17 protein-coding genes are annotated in these 19,511 nt (G+C 62.8%); 15 read left to right on the top strand and 2 right to left on the bottom strand.

Annotated elements, in window-relative coordinates:
• Nucleotides 1–117 precede the first annotated feature (117 nt).
• The 3 genes from P3R38_RS22830 to P3R38_RS22820 are packed head-to-tail and all read left to right on the top strand — an operon-like array spanning nucleotide 118 to nucleotide 2,559.
• A complete protein-coding gene (locus tag P3R38_RS22830; RefSeq protein WP_023382671.1) occupies nucleotides 118–1,125 on the top strand; it encodes a phosphotransferase in 1,008 nt (335 codons plus the stop codon).
• On the top strand, nucleotides 1,122–1,793 hold the full coding sequence (gene murU, locus P3R38_RS22825) for an N-acetylmuramate alpha-1-phosphate uridylyltransferase MurU (RefSeq protein WP_027907301.1): 672 nt from the start codon (nucleotides 1,122–1,124) through the stop codon (nucleotides 1,791–1,793). Before P3R38_RS22830 ends, murU begins: the two co-directional genes overlap by 4 nt.
• 1 nt (nucleotide 1,794) lies before the next feature.
• A complete protein-coding gene (locus P3R38_RS22820) occupies nucleotides 1,795–2,559 on the top strand; it encodes a TerB family tellurite resistance protein (RefSeq protein WP_023382669.1) in 765 nt (254 codons plus the stop codon).
• 63 nt (nucleotides 2,560–2,622) lie between these two features.
• Here the strand turns inward: P3R38_RS22820 and P3R38_RS22815 are convergent, their stop codons facing one another.
• Complete coding sequence (locus tag P3R38_RS22815; protein ID WP_023382668.1) at nucleotides 2,623–3,621, bottom strand: alpha/beta hydrolase family protein; 999 nt, start codon at nucleotides 3,619–3,621, stop codon at nucleotides 2,623–2,625.
• Between the two features lie 95 nt (nucleotides 3,622–3,716).
• On the opposite strand from P3R38_RS22815, the gene P3R38_RS22810 reads away from it, so the two are divergent.
• From P3R38_RS22810 to trpE, 9 genes are all read left to right on the top strand, one after another.
• Nucleotides 3,717–6,104: a sensor histidine kinase gene (locus P3R38_RS22810; protein WP_202675671.1), complete on the top strand. Its 2,388-nt coding sequence runs from the start codon at nucleotides 3,717–3,719 to the stop codon at nucleotides 6,102–6,104.
• Between the two features lie 7 nt (nucleotides 6,105–6,111).
• Nucleotides 6,112–6,744 (top strand): response regulator transcription factor, encoded by a 633-nt coding sequence (locus tag P3R38_RS22805; RefSeq protein ID WP_177325270.1) that lies wholly within the window; start codon nucleotides 6,112–6,114, stop codon nucleotides 6,742–6,744.
• A gap of 306 nt (nucleotides 6,745–7,050) precedes the next feature.
• Nucleotides 7,051–8,175: an ABC transporter ATP-binding protein gene (locus P3R38_RS22800; RefSeq protein ID WP_023382665.1), complete on the top strand. Its 1,125-nt coding sequence runs from the start codon at nucleotides 7,051–7,053 to the stop codon at nucleotides 8,173–8,175.
• Between the two features lie 40 nt (nucleotides 8,176–8,215).
• Nucleotides 8,216–9,250 carry an ABC transporter substrate-binding protein gene (locus P3R38_RS22795; RefSeq protein WP_023382664.1) on the top strand — a complete coding sequence of 345 codons (1,035 nt, stop codon included), beginning with the start codon at nucleotides 8,216–8,218 and terminating at the stop codon, nucleotides 9,248–9,250.
• 138 nt (nucleotides 9,251–9,388) lie between these two features.
• A complete protein-coding gene (locus P3R38_RS22790) occupies nucleotides 9,389–10,636 on the top strand; it encodes an ABC transporter permease (protein ID WP_023382663.1) in 1,248 nt (415 codons plus the stop codon).
• Nucleotides 10,637–10,647: 11 nt separating this feature from the next.
• Nucleotides 10,648–11,475 carry an ABC transporter permease gene (locus tag P3R38_RS22785; RefSeq protein ID WP_023382662.1) on the top strand — a complete coding sequence of 276 codons (828 nt, stop codon included), beginning with the start codon at nucleotides 10,648–10,650 and terminating at the stop codon, nucleotides 11,473–11,475.
• Between the two features lie 132 nt (nucleotides 11,476–11,607).
• The gene (gene rpe, locus P3R38_RS22780) at nucleotides 11,608–12,282 is read left to right on the top strand and encodes a ribulose-phosphate 3-epimerase (RefSeq protein WP_023382661.1); all 675 of its coding nucleotides are present in this window, start codon (nucleotides 11,608–11,610) and stop codon (nucleotides 12,280–12,282) included.
• A complete protein-coding gene (locus tag P3R38_RS22775; protein ID WP_104883191.1) occupies nucleotides 12,279–13,097 on the top strand; it encodes a phosphoglycolate phosphatase in 819 nt (272 codons plus the stop codon). Before rpe ends, P3R38_RS22775 begins: the two co-directional genes overlap by 4 nt.
• A 70-nt stretch (nucleotides 13,098–13,167) precedes the next feature.
• Nucleotides 13,168–14,649: an anthranilate synthase component I gene (gene trpE / locus P3R38_RS22770; RefSeq protein WP_023382659.1), complete on the top strand. Its 1,482-nt coding sequence runs from the start codon at nucleotides 13,168–13,170 to the stop codon at nucleotides 14,647–14,649.
• Between the two features lie 99 nt (nucleotides 14,650–14,748).
• Here trpE and estP read toward each other — a convergent pair whose 3' ends face one another.
• Nucleotides 14,749–16,638, bottom strand: coding sequence for an esterase EstP (estP, locus tag P3R38_RS22765; RefSeq protein ID WP_277686628.1), 1,890 nt, complete (start codon nucleotides 16,636–16,638; stop codon nucleotides 14,749–14,751).
• A 381-nt stretch (nucleotides 16,639–17,019) separates the two neighbouring features.
• On the opposite strand from estP, the gene P3R38_RS22760 reads away from it, so the two are divergent.
• Genes P3R38_RS22760 through trpC form a run of 3 tightly spaced genes read left to right on the top strand, consistent with a single transcriptional unit; the run spans nucleotide 17,020 to nucleotide 19,502 of the window.
• Nucleotides 17,020–17,613: an aminodeoxychorismate/anthranilate synthase component II gene (locus P3R38_RS22760; protein ID WP_027907298.1), complete on the top strand. Its 594-nt coding sequence runs from the start codon at nucleotides 17,020–17,022 to the stop codon at nucleotides 17,611–17,613.
• A 9-nt stretch (nucleotides 17,614–17,622) separates the two neighbouring features.
• Nucleotides 17,623–18,672, top strand: coding sequence for an anthranilate phosphoribosyltransferase (gene trpD / locus P3R38_RS22755; protein ID WP_023382656.1), 1,050 nt, complete (start codon nucleotides 17,623–17,625; stop codon nucleotides 18,670–18,672).
• Nucleotides 18,669–19,502 carry an indole-3-glycerol phosphate synthase TrpC gene (gene trpC / locus P3R38_RS22750; protein ID WP_023382655.1) on the top strand — a complete coding sequence of 278 codons (834 nt, stop codon included), beginning with the start codon at nucleotides 18,669–18,671 and terminating at the stop codon, nucleotides 19,500–19,502. The genes trpD and trpC overlap by 4 nt, the downstream gene beginning before the upstream one ends.
• Nucleotides 19,503–19,511 lie beyond the last annotated feature (9 nt).

Here is a 19,511-nt window from a genome sequence, read left to right as displayed (position 1 = left end):
GCTTCCTGCGTGCCATCTGCCCGCGTGTGGGGCCGCACGCCTCTCGATGGTCTGAAAAAGATGCTGGATAATAAAGCATGACCCGCTTGACGGCTAGGGCCGTCGGAGACCCTTGTAATGCCTGATCACGATGTACGCCTGCAACAACTGACTGTCTGGCTCGCCGAGCAGCTCGAACAACTTTTCCATATCAACGCCGCTGAGGGCAGCCTGACCGCCGCCAGCAGCGACGCCAGCTTCCGCCGCTACTTCCGCTGGCAGGGCGCGGGCCAGAGCTTCGTGATCATGGATGCGCCACCGCCGCAGGAAAATTGCCGGCCCTTCGTTGCCATCGACCACTTGCTGGCCAGCGCCAATGTCCATGTGCCGGTGATTCACGCCGAAGACCTGGAGCGTGGCTTCCTGCTGCTGGGCGATCTGGGCCGTCAGACGTACCTGGACGTCATCGACGCCGATAACGCCGACAGCTTGTTCCACGACGCCATCGACGCGTTGCTGGCCTTCCAGCGCCTACCAATGGATGCACCGCTGCCGAGCTATGACGATGCCTTGCTGCGCCGTGAAGTCGAACTGTTCCCGCAGTGGTACGTGGGGCGTGAGCTGGGGCTTGCCTTCAATGAAACCCAACAGGCTACCTGGAAGCGCGTCAGCCAGATGCTGATCGACAGTGCCCTGGCCCAGCCAAAGGTGCTGGTGCACCGCGACTTCATGCCACGCAACCTGATGCAGAGCGAGCCGAACCCTGGTGTGCTGGATTTCCAGGACGCGGTCTACGGTCCGGTGACCTATGACATCACCTGTCTGTTCAAGGATGCCTTCCTCAGCTGGCCGCAGGCCCGGGTAGAGGGCTGGCTGCGCGACTACTGGGAGAAAGCGCGGGCCGCGGGTATTGCGGTGCAGGATTCGTTCGAGGCGTTCCAGCGCGCCAGTGACCTGATGGGCGTGCAGCGCCACCTCAAGGTGATCGGTATCTTCGCGCGGATTTGCCATCGTGACGGGAAACCACGCTACCTGGCCGACGTTCCGCGTTTCTTCGCCTATATAGAGGAAGTGATTGGTCGCCGGCCCGAATTGGCGGAACTGGGTGAGCTGATCGCCGAACTGAAAGCCGGAGCGCGTGCATGAAGGCAATGATCCTGGCGGCTGGCAAGGGTGAGCGGATGCGTCCGCTGACCTTGCATACGCCAAAGCCCCTGTTGCCGGTCGCCGGCCAGCCTCTGATCGAGTACCACCTGCGCGCCCTGGCGACCGCCGGCTTCACCGAGGTGGTGATCAATCACGCCTGGCTCGGCCAGCAAATCGAAAACCATTTGGGTGATGGCCGTCAATTTGGCCTGAGTATCCGTTATTCGCCCGAGGGCGAGCCGTTGGAGACTGGGGGCGGTATCTTCAAGGCCTTGCCGCTGTTGGGCGAAGCGCCGTTCCTGCTGGTCAACGGCGATGTGTGGACCGATTACGATTTCGCGCGCTTGCGAGCGCCGCTGCAGGGCCTGGCGCATCTGGTGCTGGTCGACAACCCTGGCCATCACGGGCGCGGCGACTTCCGCCTGGTAGGCGAGCAGGTGGTCGATGGCGACGACGCGCCCGGAACGCTGACCTTCAGCGGCATCTCGGTACTGGCACCGGCACTGTTCGACGGTTGCGAGCCGGGCGCGTTCAAGCTCGCCCCGCTGTTGCGCCAGGCCATGGGCCAGGGCAAGGTCAGTGGTGAGCATCACCCTGGCCATTGGGTCGATGTGGGCACCCGCGAGCGCCTTGCCGAGGCCGAGCGTCTGATCCTCGAGCGCACCTGACATGTGGTGGCCGAGCACGGTGATAGGGGCTGGGGCCGGGTTTGCGGTGGCCAGCATTCCCGGTGCCTTGCTGGGGGCTTTGCTGGGCCAGGCCATGGACCGGCGCCTGCGTTTGCAAGGTTGGGAGGACATGCGCGAGCGCCTGGGTGGCCGCCCGGCCTTGCGTGATGAGGAGTTGTTGTTCGTTCTGCTTGGGCGTCTGGCCAAGAGCGATGGCCGGGTGGCGGAGCAGCACATTCAGCAAGCGCGACAAGAAATGGTGCGTTTGGACTTGGCTGAACCCGCCAGATTGCGCGCCATCGCTGCGTTCAACCGGGGTAAGTCCGGCAAAGACCGGCTAGCGGGGCACCTGCGCCGTATTCGCGAGCAGCCGCATGCGGCGGAAGGTACGTTGCGCGCCTGCTGGCGAATGGTCTGGGCCGATGGCAAGGCCGGTCAGCGCGAGCGTGACTTGTTGTTGGACTGGGGCCAGAAGCTGGGGCTTAGCCGGCGTCAGGTACAGGCGATGTCGCTGGAGTACGAGCCGCGTAAATCCAGTGTCCAGGGTGGCGCCATGACGTATGCGGCGGCCCTGCGCCTATTGGGGGTCGAGGCCGACACCGAAGGCGCGCAGGTCAAGCAGGCGTACCGTCGGTTGGTAAGCCGGCATCATCCGGACAAACTGGCAGGCAGCGGAGCCAGCCCGGCCCAGGTGCGTGAAGCGACCGAGCGAACTCGCGAGCTGCACCTGGCCTATGCGTTGATTCGCAAGCGCCGCGGGCTTTGACGCCCAATCCTGCAAAGACCCCGCGCCGGCTTGCCGGCGATAGGGCAGAATGGCCTGGGCTGATCACTCCTGTGGGCTGATCCACCCGCGCACCCGTCGGAACAGTTGCTCCTGTTCGGCTGCCTGGTTGCCCGGAATCGCCGTCAGCGTCAACTGTCGGTACTGGCTGTCCTTCTGCCGCTTGCTCGCCTGCAGACGCTGTGCGGCGGCCCGACTGTCGCCGGCTCGGGTAGCGTAATAAAGGTCGGCGGTCGGTACTTTCAGGCTCGGTGCCAGGCTGTCCAGGCTGTGCTCGACTCGCGCCGGTGTCTGCGGCGTAACCATTACAAGCTTCTGCACCTGGGGTGGTTGTTTTTCACTCAGGTAGCGCGCCGCCCAATATGCCCCGCTGCCATGGCCGATCAGTACGATACTGCGGGCATTTTGCTGCTGTGCATAAGCCACCGCAGCGTCGAGGCGGGCGAAGATGCGCTCGGCGTCAGCCACATCGGCCTGCTGGTCGGCCTCTTCGGCATTGGTGCTTTCAGCGGTGTCGGCGTCGGCTGCGGTGGCCTGGGCGACGTTGGCATTGGCATCGTCTGGTGTGGCCTTGGCCGGTGCGCTTTCGCCCTTGGCTTGTTCAGCGGGGGTGGCCGGCTTTTCTTCGACCCGTGCCAACGGGCTGTCGGCGAGCAGGTCTGGCAGGGTAATGCTCAGGCTGTGCCAGCCGACATCCGGGAACTTGCGCCGTAGCGGCCCCACCGCGTTGGGCCAGTCGGCCGTTTCGCCGGCACCGGGTACGATGATTACCGCGCCTTGTGGGTCACCGTCGTTAGCCGGTTTCCAAAGGGCCAGAAAACTGTCCGCACCCGCTTGCAAGGTGCGTTGTTCGGCTTTGGGCACCAGGCGCTCCAGGGCCAGGGCATCTTCCTGGCTGCGTTCGAGCAAGGGGGCGCGCGAGGCGGCTGTGGCCGGCGTTTCGGTTGCGGCCTGCGGTTGTTCGGCGTCGGCTGCCATGGCGCCGAACGGTAGAAGCGAGGCCAGGCAGCACATTGCCAGCGTCGTGCGATAAAGTGTGGACATGAATCAACCCAAGGCCAGAATGATCCCGGCAGCCTAATAGTATTTGCCCGCGACGGCCATGCTGCATGGCCGCCCTTGCCAAGACGAGCGTGTAGATGAAGCGAGTGCGTCGCCTGTTGGTTATCGGCTGGTTATGGCTGCCCTTGATCGCCTTTGCTGGGTCACAGGCGCCTGCGCCGGTGGCACTGGAACCGGCCCAGCAGCAATGGCTCGAGGCCCATCGCAGTCTGCGGGTCGGCATTGTGCTGCAGGCGCCCTATGCCCAGTTCGACCGGCGCCTGCAGCAACTGTATGGGGCCAACGTCGAACTGGTGAACGGGTTGGCGCAAGCGCTGCGCCTGGATCTGACCTGGCGCAACTTCCCCGACCAGTCCAGTCTCGAGCATGCCCTGCAGGCCGGCGAGGTGGATTTCGCCCCCGGCCTGACCCAGACGCCGGCAAGCCTGCGCTTGTGGCTGTTCAGCGACCCCTACATGCGTGTGCCGCAACTGGTGGTAGGGACACGTACCGGCGCAGTGGCTGTCGAGCTGGAGAAGCTCGGGGCTCATGAGCGTGTAGCGGTACGCATGCCGAGCGCACTGGCTGATTATCTGCGTGGCAACTACACCAACCTTAACCTGCAAGGGGTGCCCAACGAGCGCGAGGCGCTGCAATTGGTGGTCGGCGGCCAGGCCAGCTATGCAGTGGTGGATGAAGCCCAGCTCAGTCGGCTGTCTCGCGAAACTGAGTTCGGCGAGCTGGCGGTGGTCGGCGATATCGGTCTTCCGCAACTGCTGCGCATCGGTTCGCGCCGCGACTGGCCACTGCTGGCCGATGTGCTCGAACGCGGCGTGCAGGCCATGCCGGCCAAGGAGCTGGAGCAGTTGCACCAGCGCTGGCTGCAGCCCAAGTATCCCCGCTTCAGCGAGTCGGCCGGCTTCTGGCAGAACCTGACATTACTGTTGGGCCTGTTGCTGCTGTGTGCCCTGGCTACCTTGGCCTGGCAGCGTCGCCAGCAGCGCCAGGTCGAGCGCAGCCTCCTGGCCACCCGCGAAACCCTGGCGCAACGCCAGACCCGCGAAGAAGCCCTGCGCCTGAGCCAATTCGCCATCGACCAAAGCACGGTGGGGATCCTGTGGGTTAACTGGGACAGTCACATCCGCTATGCCAACCATGCTGTCGAGCGCATGCTCGGGTATGGCGAGGCACAGTTGTTGGACCGTCCGCTGATCGACTTCGAGCCGAGCCTGAACATGGACCGCTGGCTGGACTTGTGGCGGGCGGCGCGTGCTGGCGATGGCGGCGTCAGGCAGTTCGAGACGCGTTGCCTGCATGCCGACGGCAGCCTGATTCCGGTCGAGTTGTCGCTGAGTTTCCTGCGCTTTCGCGATGCCGAGTACTTGGTCGTGTACCTGGCTGACGTCACCGAACGCCATCGCGCCTTGGCGGCGCTGCGTGAAAGCGATGCGCGGCTCAAGGGTATCGCGGGCAACGTCCCAGGGCTGGTGTTCCGACTGGAACCGGACCCTGCCGAGGGCGACCTGGAGTTTCCCTACATCAGCGAGGGCAGCGAGGCGCTGGTGGGTTATACGCCCGCGCAGATCCAGCATCCGCAAATGGGCTTGCGTAACCTGGTCCATCCAGAAGACCGGGCGAATTATCATCAGGTGCAGGACCTGGCCATCGCCTCAGGGCAGGACTGGTCCTGGCAAGGGCGCATCCTGACCCGTGAGGGCGAAGAGCGTTGGGCCGACATCAAGGCCAGTGCCCGGCGCCTGGCCAGTGGTCGGGTGGTCTGGGACGGCATCGTCTGGGACATTTCCCAGAGCAAGCAGGCCCAACTGGCCCTGGCGCGGTCCCAGGAGCAACTGCGTGAGTTGTCGGCGCACCTGGAGAGCGTGCGTGAGGAAGAAAAGGCGCGTATCGCCCGGGAAGTGCACGACGAACTGGGGCAGATGCTCACCGTGCTCAAGCTGGAGTTGTCGATGTGCGAACTGGCCTATGCCGAACTGGACCCCGGCCTGAACGAGCGCCTTGCCAGCATGAAGCGCCTGATTGCCCAGTTGTTCCAGTTGGTGCGTGATGTCGCCACTGCCTTGCGGCCGCCCATTCTCGATGCCGGTATCGCCTCGGCCATCGAGTGGCAGGCCCGTCGCTTCGAAGCGCGCACGCAGATACCTTGCCTGGTGCAAGTGCCGGATAATCTGCCAGCATTGAGCGATGCCAAAGCCACAGGGCTGTTCCGCATCCTCCAGGAAGCCCTGACCAACGTCATGCGTCATGCCCAGGCGCACAGCGTGGAAATCGAACTGGTGCGCGAGGCAGGGCAGTTGCGCATGACGGTCAGTGACGATGGCGTGGGCTTTTGTCGCGACCAGGCCCGACCGACCTCGTTCGGTCTGGTGGGTGTGCGCGAGCGGGTGCTGATGCTTGGTGGCAGCATGACCCTGGACAGTGAACCGGGCGAGGGCACCAGCCTGAGCGTGGCCATTCCGTTGGAGTAGGAGAACGATCGTGATTCGAGTGTTGGTGGCCGAAGACCACACCATTGTCCGTGAAGGCATCAAGCAGCTCATTGGCCTGGCCAAGGACATGCAGGTGGCGGGGGAGGCCAGTAACGGCGAGCAATTGCTGGAAACCCTGCGCCATACCCCCTGCGAGGTGGTCTTGCTGGATATCTCCATGCCCGGTGTGAATGGCCTGGAAGCCATCCCGCGGATACGCGCGCTCAACGACGCCCCAGCGATTCTCATGCTGTCGATGCACGACGAAGCCCAGATGGCGGCGCGCGCGCTCAAGGCCGGTGCGGCGGGCTATGCCACCAAGGACAGTGACCCGGCCTTGCTGCTGACTGCCATACGCCGGGTGGCTGGAGGTGGGCGCTACATCGACCCGGCCCTGGCCGACCGCATGGTGTTCGAGGTAGGCCTGACCGAGACTCGGCCGTTGCACACGTTGCTCTCCGAGCGCGAGTTTTCCGTGTTCGAGCGCCTGGCTCAGGGGGCCAACGTCAATGACATCGCGCAGCAGCTGGCGCTTTCGAGCAAGACCATCAGTACCCATAAAGCGCGGCTGATGCAGAAGCTCAAGGTCAACTCGCTGGCAGAGCTGGTGAAGTACGCCATGGAGCACAAGCTGTTGTGACTGTTCTGGTTGCGACAGCAACGATCCGAGGTACGGCTGTGCACGCTGCAGGAGCGGTTTTACCGGCGAAAAGCGCCTGGCCAGCCGTTTTTTAGCGCTTGGGTTGGCGTCTTCGCGGGTGGACTCGCTGCCACACAGCGGTGGCATTTGGCCTTCGGGCTATCTCAATCCCGCCATCTTTGTAGGGCAATCCCTACAAGAAGTCTTCCATCCGGATGATGGCATTCTCTCAGTGCCCCCGATTTTCGGGGGCTTGCACCTTGTCTAGTCTGTATCCACGCAGTCATCCAACAAGAAGGTGCAGGCATGAGCGAGGCGAATTCGAACGCGGCCACCAGCGAGACGCTGGTCAGCTTCCGTGGTGTGCAAAAGAGCTACGACGGCGAGTCGCTGATCGTCAAAGACCTCAACCTGGACATCCGCAAGGGTGAGTTCCTGACCCTGCTGGGCCCTTCCGGTTCGGGCAAGACCACCAGCCTGATGATGCTGGCCGGCTTCGAAACCCCTACCGCAGGCGAGATCCAGCTGGCCGGTCGCTCGATCAACAACGTGCCGCCACACAAGCGCGACATTGGCATGGTGTTCCAGAACTACGCGCTGTTCCCGCACATGACCGTGGCCGAGAACCTGGCCTTCCCCCTGACCGTGCGCAACCTGAGCAAGACTGACATCAGCGAGCGGGTCAAGCGCGTGCTGAACATGGTCCAGCTCGATGCCTTCGCCAAGCGCTACCCCGGGCAGTTGTCCGGCGGCCAGCAGCAGCGCGTGGCATTGGCCCGGGCACTGGTGTTCGAACCGCAGTTGGTATTGATGGACGAACCGCTCGGGGCGCTGGACAAACAGCTGCGCGAACACATGCAGATGGAAATCAAGCACATCCACCAGCGGCTGGGTGTGACCGTGGTCTACGTGACTCACGATCAGGGCGAGGCGCTGACCATGTCTGACCGGGTAGCGGTGTTCCATCAGGGCGAGATCCAGCAGATCGCCGACCCTCGCACCCTGTATGAAGAACCCTGCAATACCTTCGTCGCCAACTTCATCGGCGAAAACAACCGCATCAACGGCACGTTACTGGGCAGCGATGGCAAGCGTTGCCAGGTGCAGCTCGGGCGTGGCGAGCGGGTCGAGGCGCTGGCGGTGAATGTCGGCCAGGCCGGCGAGCCGGTCACGCTGTCTATCCGTCCTGAACGCGTGCGCCTGAACGGCCACAGCGAACGCTGTGTCAACCGCTTCTCTGGCCGGGTGGCCGAATTCATCTATCTGGGCGACCACGTGCGTGTGCGCCTTGAGGTTTGCGGCAAGGCTGACTTTTTCGTCAAACAGCCGATTGCCGAACTCGACCCGGCGCTGGCCGTGGGCGATGTGGTACCGCTGGGCTGGGAGGTGGAGCACGCCCGCGCGCTCGATCCGATTGCCGAAGCCCATTGATGGAGTGTTTCACCAACCCTGTACTGTGGAGAGAATAAGAATGCGCAAGCAGTTGAAACTGACCGCCCTGGCCCTGGGGCTGTTCGCCGCCGGCCAGGCCATGGCGGCGGACCTGACCGTGGTGTCGTTCGGTGGTGCCAACAAGGCGGCCCAGGTCAAAGCGTTCTACGAGCCGTGGGAAAAGGCTGGCAACGGCAAGATCGTTGCGGGTGAGTACAACGGTGAAATGGCCAAGGTCAAAGCCATGGTCGACACCAACAGCGTGTCCTGGAACCTGGTGGAGGTGGAGTCGCCAGAGCTGGCCCGTGGCTGCGACGAGGGGATGTTCGAGGAGCTCGACCCTGCGCTGTTCGGCAACGAAAGCGACTACGTCAAGGGTGCCATCCAGCCTTGCGGTGTCGGTTTCTTCGTGTGGTCCACGGTACTGGCCTACAACGCCGACAAACTCAAGACCGCGCCGACCAGCTGGGCTGATTTCTGGGACACCAAGAAATTCCCAGGCAAGCGCGGCCTGCGCAAGGGCGCCAAGTACACCCTCGAGTTCGCGCTGATGGCCGACGGTGTTGCGCCGAAGGACGTCTATCAGGTGCTCGGTACCAAAGAGGGCGTGGACCGTGCCTTCAAGAAACTCGACCAGCTCAAGCCAAGCATCCAGTGGTGGGAAGCCGGCGCCCAGCCGCCGCAGTACCTGGCTTCGGGTGACGTGGTCATGAGCTCGGCCTACAACGGCCGTATCGCCGCGGTGCAGAAGGAAAGCAACCTGAAGGTGGTGTGGAACGGCGGTATCTACGACTTCGACGCCTGGGCCATTCCGAAGGGCGCCAAGAACGTCGAAGAGGCGAAGAAATTCATCGCCTTCAGCGTCCAGCCCGAGCAGCAGAAAACCTACTCCGAGAACATCGCCTACGGCCCTGCCAACTCCAAGGCGGTACCGCTGCTGGCCGATGCGGTGAAGAAAGACATGCCGACCACACCTGAAAACATTGCCAACCAGGTGCAGATCGACGTGGCCTTCTGGGCTGACAACAGCGAGCAGCTGGAGCAGCGCTTCAACGCCTGGGCGGCGAAGAAGTAATCGACTTGGAGCCGCTGCGCGGCTCCTACAGGTCCGTAGGAGCCGGCTTGCCGGCGATGGGCTGCACCACAGCCTCAACCTGTCGCCGTTACCCGGCGGCGACAGCGCCCCCCGTTTTTCTGTTTCGCGGAGTTCGCCATGGCCATTGCAGTGCCCCTAAACGAAGGCGCAGGTCCAAGTCTCAAGCAGCGCCTCAAGCACGCCGAGCGGGTCAACCGCTGGAAGGCGCAGGCGTTGATCGCGCCGCTGGCGCTGTTTCTCCTGCTGGTGTTTCTGGTGCCGATTGCGGCGCTGCTGTACAAGAGCGTCGGCAACCCGGAAGTGGTGGGCGGCCTGCCGCGTACGGTCGAGGTGATCAGCCAGTGGGACGGCAAGAGCCTGCCTGGCGAGGACGTCTATAAGGCGCTGAGTCAGGACCTGGCCGAATCGCGCAAGAACCAGACATTGGGCGACCTCTCCAAGCGCCTGAACATGGAGCTGGCCGGCTACCGCAGCCTGTTGGCCAAGACTGCACGGGCACTGCCGTTCAAGGCCGAGCCTGCTTCCTATAAAGATGCCTTGCAGGCCCTCGACGAGCGTTGGGGCGACCCGGCCTACTGGCAGGCGATCCGTCGCAACACCAGTTCGGTCACCTCGTTCTACCTGCTGGCTTCGCTCGATCACCGTATCGATGACCTCGGTGAACTGGCCAAGGCCACCCCCGATCAAGCCATCTACCTGGATATTTTCGCCCGCACCCTGTGGATGGGTGTGGTGATCACCGCCATCTGCCTGGTGCTGGCCTACCCGCTGGCCTACCTGCTGGCCAACCTGCCGACCCGGCAAAGCAACCTGCTGATGATCCTGGTGCTGCTGCCGTTCTGGACCTCGATCCTGGTGCGGGTAGCGGCGTGGATCGTACTGCTGCAATCGGGCGGCCTGATCAACAGCGCGTTGATGGCGATGGGCATCATCGATGAGCCGTTGGAGCTGGTGTTCAACCGTACCGGTGTATACATCTCGATGGTTCACATCCTGCTGCCGTTCATGATCCTGCCGTTGTACAGCGTGATGAAGGGCATTTCGCCGAGCTACATGCGCGCGGCGATCTCGCTGGGTTGTCACCCGTTCGCCAGCTTCTGGCGTGTGTACTTCCCGCAGACCTACGCGGGTGTGGGCGCCGGCTGCCTGTTGGTGTTCATCCTGGCGATCGGCTACTACATCACCCCGGCGCTGCTGGGCAGCCCGAACGACCAGATGGTCAGCTACTTCGTGGCCTTCTATACCAACACCAGCATCAACTGGGGCATGGCCACCGCACTGGGCGGGCTGTTGCTGCTAGCGACCGTGCTGTTGTACCTGATCTATAGCTGGCTGGTCGGCGCCAGCCGCCTGCGCCTGAGCTGAGGAGCCTTGTCATGCTGAGCCCTTACATGTCGCCCGTGGAGCGGGTCTGGTTCTACAGCCTGCGCATTCTTTGCGGCCTGATCCTGCTGTTTTTGGTATTGCCGGTGCTGGTGATCGTGCCGTTGTCGTTCAACAGCGGCAGTTTCCTGGTCTACCCGCTGCAAGGCTTCTCGCTGCAGTGGTATCACGACTTCTTCGCCTCGGCCGAATGGATGCGCGCGCTGAAGAACAGCATCATCGTCGCCCCGGCGGCTACCGTGCTGGCCATGGTGTTCGGCACCTTGGCATCCATCGGCCTGACGCGTGGCGACTTCCCCGGCAAGTCGCTGGTGATGGCACTGGTGATTTCGCCGATGGTGGTGCCGGTGGTGATCATCGGTGTGGCCAGTTACCTGTTCTTCGCACCGCTGGGGATGGGCAACAGCTTCGTGTCGTTGATCCTGGTGCATGCGGTGCTGGGTGTGCCGTTCGTGATCATCACGGTATCGGCCACCCTGCAGGGCTTCAATTACAACCTGGTCCGGGCGGCAGCCAGCCTTGGCGCCTCGCCGCTGCTGACGTTCCGTCGTGTGACGCTGCCACTGATTGCGCCGGGCGTGATCTCGGGGGCGCTGTTCGCGTTCGCCACCTCGTTCGATGAGGTGGTGGTGACGCTGTTCCTGGCGGGCCCCGAGCAGGCGACCCTGCCGCGGCAGATGTTCAGCGGGATCCGCGAGAACCTGAGCCCGACCATTGCCGCGGCGGCGACCTTGCTGATTGCCTTCTCGGTAGTGTTGTTGCTGACCCTGGAGTGGTTGCGTGGGCGTAGCGAGAAGCTCAGAACTCAACAACCCGCCTGATCATGGGGTGGCGGTACCGACCTCTTCGCGGCGTTAGTTGTTAAGAGGTCGGTACAGGTTGATGCTAATCAGCCCCGATCCGTTTCCCTGAGTTACAATGCGCACCACCGTGATTCTGCCAACAGGTGCGCCATGCAGCCCTACGCTATTGCCCCCTCCATTCTTTCCGCCGATTTCGCCCGTCTGGGCGAGGACGTCGACAAGGTATTGGCCGCTGGGGCCGACATCGTTCACTTCGATGTCATGGACAACCACTACGTCCCCAACCTGACCATCGGCCCGATGGTCTGCAGCGCGCTGCGCAAGTACGGTGTGACCGCGCCGATCGACGTGCACCTGATGGTCAGCCCGGTCGACCGCATCATCGGCGATTTCATCGAGGCCGGCGCTACCTACATCACCTTCCACCCGGAAGCTTCCCAGCACATCGACCGTTCGCTGCAACTGATCAAGGACGGCGGCTGCAAGGCTGGACTGGTGTTCAACCCGGCCACCAGCCTGGACGCCCTGAAGTACGTGATGGACAAGATCGACATGGTCCTGCTGATGAGCGTCAACCCAGGCTTCGGCGGGCAGAAGTTCATCCCCGGCACCCTCGACAAACTGCGCGAGGCCCGTGCCCTGATCGACGCCAGTGGGCGTGATATCCGTCTGGAAATCGACGGTGGCGTCAACGTCAACAACATCCGTGAAATCGCCGCTGCTGGTGCCGATACCTTCGTTGCCGGCTCGGCGATCTTCAACGCCCCGGACTATGAGCAAGTCATCGCCACGATGCGCGCCGAACTGGCCCAGGCACGCCCATGAGCGGCTTCGAGCAGCTGTTCCCAGGGGCGCTGCCCAGGCTGGTGATGTTCGATCTGGACGGTACCTTGATCGACTCCGTCCCCGACCTGGCCGCCGCTGTGGATCGTATGCTGCTCGAACTCGGGCGACCGCCGGCTGGCCTCGATGCGGTGCGCCAATGGGTGGGCAATGGTGCCCAGGTCCTGGTGCGCCGTGCGCTGGCCGGCGATATCGAGCATGAGGGTGTGGATGAGGCACTGGCCGAGCAAGGGCTGGCGCTGTTCATGGACGCCTATGCCCAAAGCCATGAGCTGACGGAAATCTACCCCGGTGTGAAGGACACCCTGCGCTGGCTGCGCAAGCAGGGCGTGGAGATGGCGTTGATCACCAACAAGCCCGAGCGTTTCGTCGGCCCTCTGCTGGACCAGATGAAAATCGGTCGATATTTCCGCTGGATCATCGGCGGCGACACCTTGCCCCAGAAGAAGCCAGACCCAGCCGCGCTGTTGTTCGTCATGAAAATGGCCGGCGTTGCCCCCGAGCAGTCATTGTTCGTCGGCGACTCGCGCAGCGATGTGTTGGCGGCCAAGGCGGCAGGGGTGAAGTGTGTCGGCCTGACCTATGGCTACAACCACGGTCGGCCGATTCACGACGAATCACCCAATCTGGTGGTCGACGACCTGCGCGCCCTGCTGCCTGGTTGCGTAGACCCGGCCACTGGGATAACGTTGGCGGACCTTCAAGCCTCACAAGACAGAGAGTCCACCGTGGCGGTTACTGGCAAATTCTGGATGAAAGTCATCAAGGCCCTGGCCCGTTGGCGCTGGCGCGCCTGACTTCTGCCCACCGGCGCCTGCCGGTCCGTCCGCTTGCCCGAACCCATTGCTGCTTGCCACGAGGCTACCCATGACCCGCGAAGAATTCCTGCGCTTGGCCGCTGCCGGCTACAACCGCATCCCCTTGGCCTGTGAAACCCTGGCCGACTTCGATACGCCGCTGTCGATCTACCTGAAACTGGCTGACCAACCCAATTCCTACCTGCTCGAATCGGTGCAGGGCGGCGAGAAGTGGGGCCGTTACTCGATGATCGGTCTGCCGTCGCGCACCGTGATGCGTGTACATGGCTACCATGTGAGCATCCTGCAAGACGGCGTCGAAGTGGAAAACCACGATGTGGAAGACCCGCTGGCGTTCGTCGAAACCTTCAAGGACCGCTACAAGGTCGCCGACATCCCTGGCCTGCCGCGCTTCAATGGCGGCCTGGTCGGTTACTTCGGCTATGACTGCGTGCGCTATGTCGAGAAGCGTCTGGGCGCTTGCCCAAACCCAGATCCGCTGGGCGTGCCGGACATTCTGCTGATGGTGTCCGACGCCGTGGTGGTGTTCGACAACCTGGCGGGCAAGATGCATGCGATCGTGCTGGTCGACCCGACCGAGGAGCAGGCTTTCGAGCAGGGCCAGGCGCGCCTGCAGGGTTTGCTGGAAACCCTGCGTCAACCGATCACGCCACGCCGTGGCCTGGACTTGAGCGGCCCGCTGGCGGCCGAGCCGGAATTCCGCTCCAGCTATACCCGTGATGACTACGAGAACGCGGTTGGGCGGATCAAGGAATACATCCTGGCGGGCGACTGCATGCAGGTGGTGCCGTCGCAGCGGATGTCCATCGACTTCAAGGCCGCGCCGATCGACCTTTACCGTGCGCTGCGTTGCTTCAACCCGACGCCCTACATGTACTTCTTCAACTTTGGTGACTTCCATGTCGTTGGCAGCTCGCCCGAAGTGCTGGTGCGGGTAGAAGACAACCTGGTCACCGTGCGCCCGATTGCCGGCACTCGCCCGCGCGGCGCTACCGAAGAAGCCGACCGGGCGCTGGAAGACGACCTGCTGTCGGACGAGAAAGAGATCGCCGAGCACCTGATGCTGATCGACCTGGGTCGCAACGATGTGGGGCGCGTGTCCTCGACCGGTAGCGTTCGCCTGACCGAGAAGATGGTGATCGAACGCTACTCGAACGTGATGCACATCGTGTCCAATGTCACTGGCCAACTGCGCCAAGGCCTGACCGCCATGGATGCGCTGCGGGCGATCCTGCCGGCGGGCACCTTGTCGGGGGCGCCGAAAATTCGTGCGATGGAGATCATCGACGAACTCGAGCCGGTCAAGCGGGGTGTGTACGGAGGGGCGGTGGGCTACTTTGCCTGGAACGGCAATATGGACACAGCCATCGCCATTCGCACGGCGGTGATAAAGGACGGCGAGTTGCATGTGCAGGCTGGCGGGGGCATCGTTGCCGACTCGGTACCGGCACTGGAGTGGGAAGAAACCATCAACAAGCGCCGGGCGATGTTCCGGGCAGTGGCGCTGGCTGAGCAGACCTCTGCCAAGTAGTTCGTCGGCATCTGGGGCTGCTTTGCAGCCCTTTCGCAGTCTCCAAGCAGTTGAAGCGGCCTGATGTCGCAAAAGGGCCGCTAAGCGGCCCCCACCGTCCTAGAAGTCGACGCTGATCCCCAGGCTCATCCCTTGTTGCGTTAACTCATCGCTCTTGCGCCAGGTGTAGTTCCCTCGCAGATGCACCCCGGCCGTCAACTCATGGGTCAGTCCCACACTGGCCCGGGTGAGGTTACTGTTCGGCGTATACCCGGTCAGTGTGAACTCGTTCGCCGGCAAGCTGGTCAGGTGCATCGTCACCTCTTGCTGGTCATCCTCAAACTCATGCTCGCGCGCCACCTCGGCGAACAGCCGGGTGCTCGGCGATACCTGCACACTGCCCAACAACCCCAGCCCCAAGCGTCGTGAAGTACGTTCCTGGTCATCGAAGCCAAGCGCCGTCGAACGTCCGCTCTTCTCGTCGTAGCCGTCCACCTTCACCCGCGCATAGTCGGCGCTGAGGAAGGGTGACAGTTGCCAGGTGCTGCTGGCTGCTGCCAGGTTGTAGCCCAGGCGGCCGGTGACTGCCCAGGCCTCGCCATCGGTGTCGGCTTTCTCGCTACGGTCGTTCACCCCCAGGGCAAAGGTACGCTTGAGGTCGCGGTAGTCCAGGTGCCCCGCGCTCAAGGCGGTATCGGCCCACCAGCGGTCCTGTCTGAACTGGGCGAAGGCAGTGGCCAGGTAGCTGTCGAGCTTGTAATTGGAGTCCTGTGCACCTGCTTCCAGCTTTTGCCGATACACACCGCCCGCCAGCCCCAGTCGCCAAGCGTCATTCAGCCGGTAGCTGCCGCCCAGCGTCAGGCTATAGCCATGGCCGTTACCGCTGGCAGCGCTGCCTTGCTCGTCGAAGTCCAGATCCTGGGCACCGGTTGCAACGAACGGTTGCCATTGCCCTACGCCTTGCCACGGCGTCTGCCACTGGTTGCGCAGCTCGTCCTGGTGTGCCCGGAGGCTGGAGTGAGCCATTTCTGGCAGCAGTGTCAGTTCCCATGGGGCGGAGAGAATCGAGTAGGCGTAGTCGGCGATCAGTAGCTGGCCCGCAATGGTCGGATGGACTGAGTCGTTGAAAAGAAGCTTGGTTGGGTCGGGCGCTGTGCCGTTGGCGCCATACACGGGGTTTGCAACGCAATTGTTGCCGCTGTAGCAGGTGCCGATCAGGTTCTGTCCTGTGGCCAGGCCGAATTGGCTCGGGTCGGTGACGGCTTCCTGCAGTAGCACGGGAACATTCAGTGGGATGATCTCGGCGTCGATCTGCCCGAGCTGGCCGACCAGCGATTGGTTGAACACGCTCGACAGCTGTGACAGGGCGCCTTGCAAGGGCGATCCGCTGAAGTTCGGGGTCTGGCCGAGGTCTGGCAGTAGCCAGACCATGATGTAGCGTGCCCCTCCTTGCTGTAGCGCCTGGGCGCTGGCGGCCAGGCGTGCGCCGGCTGCCGCCGCGTCCGCGGGGGTGTTCACCAGGCCTTGGAGGAAGTCATTGCCGCCACCGGTCAGGTAGTAGAGCGCGTTGGGGTCTGCGCGCAGGCCATTGGCCAGGTAGCCAGGTCGCTGACGAATCACGGTGCCCGCTCCCAGGTTGCCAGGGGGAATGATCAATTGAGAGGTGCCGGTGATCGAATCCAGTATTTGCTGGGTCGTGTAGCCGCCAACCGCCCAGTTGTTACCATCCGGGCGAATTCCGAAGGAGGTGGAAGGGTTGAGGTCTGCTGGCGCTACCCCCAGTTGTCCTCCGAGGATCATCGGCGAGACGGGGGCGAAGTTGCCGTCGCTGTCACGGTTGGTGAAGCGCATGCCATCAGTGCCTCCCAGTAGATCGGGAAACTGGCCGGCATCGCTCAAGCTGTCGCCGAACACGATCATGGTGGAATATGGCGAAGGAGCTGCCAGGGCTTGGCTGCAGGCCAGCGCGAGCGTACAGAGGGTGAAGCGCAGGAAATGCGAACATTGCATGGGTAGATATCCTTCTCATTGTTTTTATCGGAACAGCCCGATTGACCTTAACAAAGCAAAGGTCTTTTCTCACAAGTCCATTCGTTACCCCGTGTTTACGGGCATATTGCGCCAGGCGCCCCGGTAAGCTACTGTGCCGGGACGTATGAGCGAGACCTATCCTGTGTTGATCGTCAGCAAACTCTTGATGCGCGTAATCAAGGCCCACGCCCGTTGGCGTTGGCGCGCCTGACTTTATCTCCTGCCGGCAAGTCCGGCCCGCCCCCGTTTGTCTTCCTCTTTGTAACACCCGCCACCGCACGATGCGGCTGCATTTGCGCTTGTTCTGGCGTGTAGGAAGATTCGAATTCAAAAGTCAGTAGATTCAAGAGGTTCATCCCGATGTTACTGATGATCGACAATTACGACTCATTCACTTACAACGTTGTTCAGTACCTTGGCGAGCTGGGTGCCGAGGTAAAGGTCATTCGCAACGACGAAATGACCATCGCCGAGATCGAAGCCCTCAATCCGGAACGCATCGTCGTCTCGCCTGGTCCATGCACACCGAGCGAAGCGGGTGTGTCCATCGAGGCCATCCTGCATTTCGCCGGCAAGCTGCCAATCCTTGGCGTCTGCCTGGGGCACCAGTCCATCGGCCAGGCCTTCGGCGGCGATGTGGTGCGGGCGCGTCAGGTGATGCATGGCAAGACCAGCCCGGTGTTGCACCGCGACCTGGGTGTGTTCGCCGGCCTGAACAATCCGCTCACCGTGACCCGCTACCATTCCCTGGTGGTGAAGCGCGAAACCTTGCCTGACTGCCTGGAAGTGACCGCCTGGACCGCCCACGCAGATGGCGCGGTCGACGAGATCATGGGGTTGCGCCACAAGACGCTTAACATCGAAGGGGTGCAGTTCCACCCTGAATCGATCCTGACCGAGCAGGGCCACGAGCTGTTCGCCAACTTCCTCAAGCAGACCGGCGGCCGCCGCTAAGGACCGAACATGGATATCAAGAGCGCGTTGAGCCGTATCGTCGGCCACCTTGACCTCAGCACCGAAGAAATGCGCGATGTCATGCGCCAGATCATGACCGGCCAATGCAGCGAGGCGCAGATCGGCGCCTTCCTGATGGGCATGCGCATGAAGAGCGAGAGCATCGACGAGATTGTCGGTGCGGTCTCGGTGATGCGCGAACTGGCTGACAAGGTCGAGCTGCAAAGCCTCGATGGCGTGGTCGATATCGTCGGTACCGGCGGTGATGGCGCCAACATCTTCAACGTTTCCACCGCATCCTCCTTCGTCCTCGCGGCGGCGGGGTGCCCTGTGGCCAAGCACGGCAACCGTGCTGTCTCCGGCAAGAGCGGCAGCGCGGACCTGCTGGAGGCCGCCGGAGTCTACCTGGATCTGAATCCAACCCAGGTCGCCCGTTGCATCGACAGCCTGGGGATCGGCTTCATGTTCGCTCAGAGCCACCACAAGGCAATGAAGTTCGCGGCTGGCCCACGCCGTGACCTGGGGCTGCGTACCCTGTTCAATATGCTCGGCCCGCTTACGAATCCGGCCGGTGTGAAACACCAGGTGGTCGGCGTGTTTACCCAGGCCCTGTGCCGTCCGTTGGCCGAAGTGCTGCAACGCCTGGGCAGCAAGCATGTGCTGGTGGTGCATTCGAAGGACGGTCTGGACGAGTTCAGCCTGGCCGCGCCGACCTTCGTGGCCGAACTGAAGAATGACCAGATCACCGAGTACTGGGTCGAACCGGAGGACCTCGGCATGAAGAGCCAGAGCCTGCATGGCCTGGCTGTCGAAGGCCCGGAGGCCTCGTTGGCGCTGATACGCGATGCCTTGGGTCGTCGCAAGACTGAGAACGGGCAGAAAGCCGCCGAAATGATCGTGCTCAATGCGGGCGCGGCGTTGTATGCCGCAGACCATGCAATGAGCCTCAAGTCGGGTGTGGAACTGGCCCATGACGTGCTGCACACCGGGCTGGCCTGGGAGAAGCTGCAGGAGCTGGGTGCCTTTACGGCGGTATTCAAGGTGGAGAACGAAGCATGAGTGTGCCGACGGTGCTGGAAAGGATCATCGCCCGCAAATTCCAGGAAGTGGCCGAGCGCAGCGCGCGCGTAAGCTTTGCCGAACTGGAGCGTCTGGCCAAGTCGGCCGATGCGCCCCGAGGTTTTGCCAATGCCCTGATCGAGCAGGCCAAGCGCAAGCAGGCGGCGGTCATTGCCGAAATCAAGAAGGCCTCGCCGAGCAAGGGTGTGATCCGCGAGGACTTCGTGCCGGCGGACATTGCCGTCAGCTACGAAAAGGGTGGGGCGACCTGCCTGTCGGTGCTGACCGATGTGGACTACTTCCAAGGCGCCGACGAATACCTGCAGCAAGCTCGCGCCGCCGTTTCGCTGCCGGTGATCCGCAAGGACTTCATGGTCGACCCGTACCAGATCGTCGAGGCTCGTGCCTTGGGCGCCGACTGCGTGCTGCTGATCGTGTCGGCGCTGGACGACGTGAAGATGGCTGAGCTGGCCGCCACGGCCAAGGAGGTCGGCCTGGATGTCCTGGTCGAAGTGCATGACGGCGACGAGCTGGAGCGTGCACTGAAGACGCTCGATACGCCGTTGGTGGGGGTCAACAACCGTAACCTGCACACCTTCGAGGTGAGCCTGGAGACCACCCTCGACTTGTTGCCGCGCATCCCACGTGATCGCCTGGCCATTACCGAAAGCGGCATTCTCAACCGTGCTGACGTCGAGCTGATGGAAATCAACGAGGTCTACACCTTCCTGGTGGGGGAGGCGTTCATGCGTGCCGAGCAACCAGGGTTGGAGCTGCAGCGGTTGTTCTTCCCTGATCAGGTCAAGAAGACTGTTCAGCAACTGGACTGATCGAAACGA

It is taken from the genome of Pseudomonas sp. NyZ480, from assembly GCF_029537255.1.
Classification (GTDB): Bacteria; Pseudomonadota; Gammaproteobacteria; order Pseudomonadales; family Pseudomonadaceae; genus Aquipseudomonas; species Aquipseudomonas taiwanensis.
The sequence above is the reverse complement of the archived record's forward strand: the minus strand, read 5'-3'. Positions and strand labels throughout refer to the sequence as shown.